Source organism: Hydrogenophaga sp. 70-12 (assembly GCF_001897365.1).
Classification (GTDB): domain Bacteria; phylum Pseudomonadota; class Gammaproteobacteria; order Burkholderiales; family Burkholderiaceae_C; genus Hydrogenophaga; species Hydrogenophaga borbori.
The window spans coordinates 1-7,231 of record NZ_MKSS01000332.1 but is presented as its reverse complement, the minus strand read 5'-3'; the positions used below and the strand labels follow the sequence as shown (position 1 = coordinate 7,231).

At 71.8% G+C, this 7,231-nt stretch carries 8 protein-coding genes; 2 read left to right on the top strand and 6 right to left on the bottom strand.

Annotated elements, in window-relative coordinates:
• On the top strand, positions 1–1,488 hold a 1,488-nt coding region (locus BGO22_RS17315), incomplete at its 5' end, for a sensor histidine kinase (protein WP_286851945.1).
• A 53-nt stretch (positions 1,489–1,541) separates the two neighbouring features.
• Positions 1,542–1,883, top strand: coding sequence for a YciI family protein (locus tag BGO22_RS17310; RefSeq protein ID WP_286851943.1), 342 nt, complete (start codon positions 1,542–1,544; stop codon positions 1,881–1,883).
• A 42-nt stretch (positions 1,884–1,925) separates the two neighbouring features.
• Here the strand turns inward: BGO22_RS17310 and BGO22_RS17305 are convergent, their stop codons facing one another.
• From BGO22_RS17305 to BGO22_RS17280, 6 genes are all read right to left on the bottom strand, one after another.
• Positions 1,926–2,912 carry an alpha/beta fold hydrolase gene (locus BGO22_RS17305; protein ID WP_286851941.1) on the bottom strand — a complete coding sequence of 329 codons (987 nt, stop codon included), beginning with the start codon at positions 2,910–2,912 and terminating at the stop codon, positions 1,926–1,928.
• Positions 2,913–2,919: 7 nt separating this feature from the next.
• Positions 2,920–3,807 carry a hypothetical protein gene (locus BGO22_RS17300; RefSeq protein WP_286851939.1) on the bottom strand — a complete coding sequence of 296 codons (888 nt, stop codon included), beginning with the start codon at positions 3,805–3,807 and terminating at the stop codon, positions 2,920–2,922.
• A gap of 14 nt (positions 3,808–3,821) precedes the next feature.
• Positions 3,822–4,418: a penicillin-binding protein activator LpoB gene (lpoB, locus tag BGO22_RS17295; RefSeq protein ID WP_070399362.1), complete on the bottom strand. Its 597-nt coding sequence runs from the start codon at positions 4,416–4,418 to the stop codon at positions 3,822–3,824.
• A 31-nt stretch (positions 4,419–4,449) separates the two neighbouring features.
• Complete coding sequence (locus BGO22_RS17290; protein WP_070399361.1) at positions 4,450–4,854, bottom strand: YcfL family putative periplasmic lipoprotein; 405 nt, start codon at positions 4,852–4,854, stop codon at positions 4,450–4,452.
• Positions 4,855–4,873: 19 nt separating this feature from the next.
• Positions 4,874–6,376, bottom strand: coding sequence for a COG3014 family protein (locus BGO22_RS17285; RefSeq protein ID WP_070399360.1), 1,503 nt, complete (start codon positions 6,374–6,376; stop codon positions 4,874–4,876).
• Positions 6,377–6,509: 133 nt separating this feature from the next.
• A partial coding sequence (locus BGO22_RS17280; RefSeq protein WP_286851936.1) for a LysR substrate-binding domain-containing protein occupies positions 6,510–7,231 on the bottom strand: 722 nt, incomplete at its 5' end.

Genomic DNA, 7,231 nt, shown 5'->3' with positions numbered 1-7,231 from the left:
AACGCCGCCTACGCGGCCGGCTACGGGCTCACCGCCGACGAGGTCATCGGCATCGACCTCAGCCGCGTGCTGTCGCCCGAGGTGCTGCCCGAGGTGCTGCCGCGCGTGGCCAAGGCGCTCAACGGCGAGTCGCTGAGCCACGAGGCCGAACGCCCCGACGCCGACGGCACGCCGCGCTACCACGAGGTGCACTACCTGCCCGACAGCCACGACGGCGAGGTGCACGGCTTCTTCATCGAGCTCATCGACATCACCGAGCGCCGCCGCACCGAGGACTTCGTCTTCAACGCCAACCTCGACCTCGAGGAGCGCGTGGCCCAGCGCAGCGCCGAGCTCTACGCCAGCGAGCAGCGCTTTCGCCTGATGTCGCACGCCATCCGCGACCACGCCATCTTCTTCCTCGACCCCGACGGCGGCGTGGCCGACTGGACCGACAGCGCCCAGCGCCTGCATGGTTTCGAGCGCGGCCAGATCCTGGGCCGCTCGCTGGACGCGCTGTTCGAGCCGCAGGACAAGGAACTCGCGGGCCTGGACGTGCAGGTGATGCTGGACGTCTGCCTGGAGGAAGGCCACGCCGAGCACGAGGGCTGGAGCCAGCGCCAGGACGGCACGCGCTTCTGGTCGCACGCCACGCTGACCGCGCTGCGCGACCCGCAAGGCCGGCTGCAAGGCCTGTCGGTCATCACGCACGACCTCAGCGAATCCAAGCGCCTGGCCGACGTGATGGCGCGGCTGAACGAGGAGCTGCAGCACCGCGTGACCGAGCGCACCCAGCAGCTGGACGCCGCCAACCGCGACCTCGACGCCTTCTCCTACACCGTGGCGCACGACCTGCGCGCGCCGCTGCGCCACATCGGCCAGTACGTCGCGCTCACGCAGGAGGGCCTGGACCCGGCGCAGCACCACGAGCTGCTGCAGTTCCAGACCGCCATCGGCACCGCCGCCAAGCGCATGGGCCAGATGATCGACGGCCTGCTGGAATACGCGCGGCTGGGCCGCCTGAGCATCGCCCCCTCGCCGGTCTCGCTCACGCCGCTGATCCTGGGCATCGTGGGCCGGCTGCGCGCCGAGAACGCGCCGCGCGAAATCGACTGGGTGGTCGACCCCCAGCTGCCCGTGGTGGGCGGCGACGCCATCCTGCTGGCCGAGGTGTTCGGCCAACTCCTGGACAACGCCGCCAAGTTCACGCGCCGCGTGGCCCAGGCGCGCGTCGAGGTCGGCCAGCTGCCACCGGTGGGCGGGCTGCACACCCTGTTCGTGCGCGACAACGGCGTGGGCTTCGACCTGGCCAAGGCCAAGTCGCTGTTCGTGATGTTCCAGCGCCAGCACCACTCCATGGACTACGAGGGCATCGGCATGGGCCTGGCGCTGGCGCAGCGCATCGTGCTGCGGCACGAAGGCCGGCTGTGGTGCGACACCGCGCCTGGCCAGGGCTGCACCTTCTTCGTGGAGCTGCGCGCACCGTCGACGGACCTGGAACTGCCCTGAGCGCCGGGCGCGGCGGGTCCGGTCCACACCGGCCTCAACCGAGGGAGCGAACGATGACGAACTACCTGATCTCTTTTCCCGCCAGCGCGATGAACGTCCCTGCCGAGGAGATGGCGGCCGTGGGCGACGCCGCGCGCGCGGTCATCCGCGAGGCGAAGGCCGCTGGCGTGTACGTGTTCGGCGGGGGCATCAATGGAGACGTCGCACCGCTCATGGTCGCCTCGGACCGCACGGTCACCCCCGGCACCTATCCGCAGACGAAGGGGTTCGACGGCGGCTTCTGCGTCCTGCGGCTGCCATCGCGCGACGCCGCCATCGTGTGGGCCGCCCGGATCGCCACCGCCTGCCGCTGTTCGCAGGAGCTGCGCGAGTTTGGGCACGACCCGGAGACCTAGCCGAACCGGGGCACGCGGTGCCACTGCCGTGGCGGCCGGTGCTCAGGGCAGGCCGCAGCCCGCGTCATCGGCCTCGGTAGCGGCCAGCAACGCCAGCCACAGGGCGGGCTGGGCCGGACCGGCGCCCGGCCGGTTCAGGCCGTGGTCGGCACCGGGCCAGCGCCGAACGCACAGCCGCGCGGGTCGCGCCACCGCCTCGCGCCCGAAGCGCTCATAGGCCTCGGCGGGGATCAGTTCATCGGCGTCGCCCCACCACTGCCACACGGCCCAGACCGGGGCCGTGAGCGGCTCGAACAGGCGCCAGGCCAACAGGTCGCGCCAATGGCCCAGGCTGCGGCCGTGCACCAGGTCGTCGTCGGACCGCGCGCTGGCCGCGGCCGCGCGGATTTCCGCCCAGGCCTCGGGGCGGCCGATCCGCTGCGCCTGCAGCCGCAGGGTCTCGGCCGGGTCCAGCCCGCTGGCCGACAGCAACACCAGGCCACGCAGCGAGGTGCCCAAGGCCTGGCCCAGCGCGGGCAGCAGGTCGCCGCCTTCGGAGATGCCCACCAGCCAGGTGGGCCGTTCGGGCTCGCTCGCCCGCAGCGCTTGCAGCGCGGCCAGGGCGTCGGCCTGCCAACGCGTGGGCCGGTCGTCGCGCGCGAAGGCCTCGCCGCAGCCGTCGGGCGCGGTGCGCACCCAGGGGTTCGTGAGAGGTTTGTGCAGCACCCAGACCTGCGCGCGCTCCAGGCCCGCGAAGTAGGCCGGGGCGATGGGACCCAGACCGGCGCAGCCCGAGCCCGGCACCACCACCACGCGCGGCGCGGCCGCGTCGGGGCTGGCCTCTCGCCGCAGCACGGGCACGCGGCGGCCCGGCGCCGATCCGGGCAGGTCCACACGGCTCCAGGGCGCGCGGGGCGCGGCGCTCGGCCCGTCGGGCGCGGCCAAGGCCGATGGCGCGGCCGCCGCCACGCCCGCGCAGGCCAGCAGCAGCGCGGCGGCCGTGCGCGGCAGGCCGCGCCAGGGCTTCGCGCGCAGGGAACCGCCGGGCACCACCGGCTCAGCGCAGGATCATCACCTCGGGCTGGGCCGGTGCCGTGCCGGCCGGCGCGTTCGCCCCCCCCGTCGGCGAGGCGCCGCGCAGGCGCGGCGCGAGCGCGCGGTCCAGCGAGAGCTGCTCGCCGAGCTGCGCGAACACCTCGGCCGCCAGGCTTTGCGAGGTCTCGCGCATCACCTTGGCGCGGTTGGGTGGCATCACGTCGCCACGCGCCGACAGCAGCTTGGTGTCGTTGCCCGCGCCCTGGGCCGAGAACGCGGCCTTGATCTCGAAGCTGCGCGTGTCGATGAGCGAGAAGTCGGCCAGAAGGTCCAGGCCGTACTGGTGCGTGGCGCTGCTGGTGCCCTGCAGCGGCGAGAACGCGTCGCGGAACTCGATGCTGGAGAGCTGCCCGAACAGCACGTAGTCGGCGCCGGCGAATTCGCCCTTGCGGATGCGCGCGATGATGTCGTTCACGTCAGGCTGGCGCACCGGCTTGGCGATCTTGCCGGTCTTGACCTGCTGCAGGGCGCGCTCGGCCGCCGTGGGCTGCGGGTCGCCGGCGTCGAAGCCCTTGCCCTGCACCAGGCGAAAGGACGTGCCCTTGAGCAGGGCGCCGCGGATGTCGTTGCTGAAAGCGCGCAGCTCGCGGTGCTCCATGTAGGAATGCGTGCCGGCCACGTAGGTCATGCTGGCGCTGCCGCTCGCGCTGAGCGAGGTCGGCGTGGCCTTCATGGCGCTTTGCTGGCTGGCCGTGGCGGCCTCGAAGTACTCGGCCACGCGCTGGGTGTAGCCCAGGTCGGTGACCGCGATCCGCGGCGCGGCCTGCGCGAAGGCGGCGCCGGCGAACAGGGCGGCACCGGCCGCGAGCGTGGCGGCGAAGGCGCGGCGGGAAGGTTTGAGGGGGGTCATGGTGTGCCTCCGGATCAGCGCTTGCTGGTCTTGCGGATTTCCTTCTCGTCGGCCCATTCGAGCGAGCCCTCCTCGTTGTCGAACAGGTTGAGCGTGAACTTGTAGTACACGTCCTTGGTGGAGCTGTTCTGCTTCACGATGCTGGTCAATTCGCCCTCGAAGCGGTACTTGGCCGCCGTCATCTTGCCGAGCTTGGCCGTGGTGTTGGTCTTGTAGAGCCCGCTCTGGTTCTGGCGGTTGAGCTCGTCGACCTGGTTCTGCATCTCGTTGATGTTGGCGACGAAGCGCACCTTGCCCGACTTGGTCAGCGCGGTGCGGATCGAGTTCATCACGTTGGTGGTGTCGATGTACTCGCTGGTCTTGTTGCGCACGGTGGCGATGGTCACCGTGGGGCGGCCCTGCAGCACCTCGGTCTCGAGCAGGCTGCCGACCATGGACTCGGCGATCAGCTGCAGGTCGGAGGAGCCGAACTCATTGGTCACGAGCTCCACGGCCTTGGCGTCGCCGTAGTTGACCTGGCGGTCGAAGCGCACCACCGGCTGGCTGCGCTTGGTGGCGCAGCCGGCGAGCACGCCGACGAGCACCAGGGCAAGGAGGATTCGGGTTTTCATGGGAAGAAGGTCCGTTGGTCGTGAAAGGGGATCAGGGCGTCTCGAAGCTGAGTTCGAGCCGGAAGTCGGCCACGCTCAGGTGCGGGGCCGTGCCCTTGAGGGTCTGCTGCGCCTTGGCGAACAGGTTCAGCTGTTTCCAGGCGTCGCCGTCGCCGACCTGGTTGCCGTGCTGGTCGAGCCAGCGGTAGCGGTAGTACAGGGCCTGGTCCTTCTCGCCGCCGTTGCGCAGGTCGGACTGCACGGAGAGAAAGCCGCCCTTGCGCGCGACACGGATCTCGGGCACGGCCATGTCGGGCGCTTCGCCGCGCCAGGCCAGCTTGGCCGCCACGGCGGGCGACACCGAGGCCGGCACGGCGTCGGCGAGCGCCAGCGGCGCCGCCAGCAGACAGGCGCCGGCCAGCGAGGCCCGGGCGCACCAGTTCAGGATGGGGTTCATGCTTGGATGGGGTTGGGGTTCACAGGGCGGCGGCCGCGGCCTTGGCGGACGTCGTCGGGCGGGGCTTGCGGGCCGGCTTGGCCGCGGGTTTCACGGCCACGGGCTTGGCGGCCGGCGCCACGGCCGGCGTGGCCACCGCCTCCACCAGGGGCAGCTGGCCGAACTGGCCGACCGCGCCCGCCAGCGGGCGACCTTCGTACAGGCGCAGCGGCACCACGGCGTACTGGCCGTCCACGCGGGCCTTGCCGAAGCTCACGCCGTGCAAGCTGATGTCGTGCTCGCCGGGCGGCAGGTGCGCGCGCGCCAGGTAGACACGCCCGGGCAGCATGCGCCACATGCGGTCGTCGGCCTGTTCGGTGGCGGCCGACGCCACGATGCCGATCAGGCCGCCCAGCAGGCCGCCCTGCTTCTGCAGCTGGTCCTGCACCACGCCCTTGGCGATGGCGCGCGAGAAGCCGCGCATCACCATGCCCGGCATCTCGTCGCGCAGGGCGCGGCGCGCCATCACGTTGAGGTCGACCACCTTGCTCAGGGGCAGCGCGCGCTCGCCGACCTGCAGGCTCTCCAGCGGGGCGTCGCGCGAGGGATCGATCACCGGGTAGGAGATGCTCACCGTGCGGATGCTGGAGCCCACCGGCACCGGCAGCGTGAAGGCCTTGGGCACGCGCGCCGGGGCCACCCCGGCCTCGACGACGAACAGCACGTCGGTCATGCGCTGCTTGCGCTTCCAGGTGAAGCCGGTGCGCTCGTCCAGGCCGCGCAGGCCCTCTTCCAGCGCGGGCGCGCCCGGGCGCAGCTCGATGGCCTTGCGGTAGCCCGGCGCGGCCAGGCCCGGCTCGTTGAGCGATTCGTAGACGAAGCCCGCCAGGTAGTGGCTCAGCGCGTTCTGGTAGCCGTTCTGCAGCGCCAGCACCTCGGGGTCGTCCAGCAGTTCGACCGGGTAGCCGTTGATCTCGCGGCCTTGGGCCTGCACGCCGCGGCCCTTGGCCTCGTCGACCGTGCTCTGCGTTTCCTTGCTGCGGAACTCGGCGATCACGGCCTCGCGCTCGTGGGTGCGCTTGATGTCCACGCGCGCCTCGTCGATGCGGCCCTGGCCCAGCCGGTTGAGGGCGAGGCGGGTGGTGAGCCAGACCTTCTCATAGTCCTGGCCCTCGTACACCTTGAGGCGCTCGCTCACCAGCGCCGCGCCCACGGTGCCCATGAGCTTCTGCGGGTCGGTCTTGGCCGCCTGCTCCCATTCCTGCACCTTGGCATCGGCGGCCAGGAAGGCCTCGGTGCTGGGCTCGATCTGGCCGTCCAGGCGCAGCAGCTCGCCCTTCTCCAGGTTGTAGAGCAGTTCCTTGCGCGCCTCGGGCGAGGCATGGCGCTCGTCCAGGCGCGTCAGTGCGGTCTTGAAGTCCCCTTGTTGTCCTGCCGCCTGCATCTGGGTGGCGGTCTCGTGGTGGCTTTGCATGCTGGCGCAACCCGCCAGCCACACCGTGGCCAGCACCGCCAGCCAGGTCACCCCTCTTTTTGCTTTCATCTCACTCCTCCGATTGAGTTGGTCCTCTGGGCCCGCCCAATCTCGACAGATGTGAACAAAAGTTAAGGGGCGACCAACGGCAAGGCGTGGGAAAGTGCACAGGTGAGTGCACGGCCGACGCCGCGCGGTGGCTTCAGCGCGCCGAACGGGCGCGACGGCCGGGGGCAGCGGCGATGCGCTCGACCAGCCAGGCCAGGCCCGGGTCCTCGCCCGCGCGCCGGCTCATGGCGAGCTGGTGGCGAAACGGCTCCAGGGCAAACGGCAGGGCGCGCCGCACCAGGCCCCGGGCCGCGGCGTCCGGCGCCAGGTCGTCGGGCACCGTCAACAACAGCTCGCCGCGCGGCAGCAAGCCCAAGGCGGCGCCGAAGTGGGCGGCCACCAAGCGGATGTCGCGCGCATGCCCCAGGCGCGCCAGCGTCTGGTCGATGCCGCCGAAAGCGCCCGGCTGCACCAGCACCTGCAGGTGCTGGGCCGAGAGGTAGCGCGCCAGCGTCAAGCGCCCGGTGGCCAGCGGGTGGCCGGCGCGCATCAGGCACACATAGGGCGACTCGCGCACCGTGCGCACGGCGATGGTGTCGTCGGCGCTGTTGAACACGCCCAGGGCCAGGTCCAGCGCGCCGGCGCGGATCATGTCGGCGGCGTTGCTGCGGCCCGCGTGCAGCAGCTGCAGGCGCACGCCGGGCGCGTCGCGCAGCAGGTCCTCGAGCACCGGTCCCAGCAGGGCCTGGGCCGCGTGATCCGAGCAGCCGAGGTGGAACTGGCGCTGCGACTGGCGCGGATCGAAGGCACTGGACAGCGAGAACACGCGCTGCGCGCGCGCCAGCAGGGCGCGCACCTCCGGGTGCAGGGCCACGG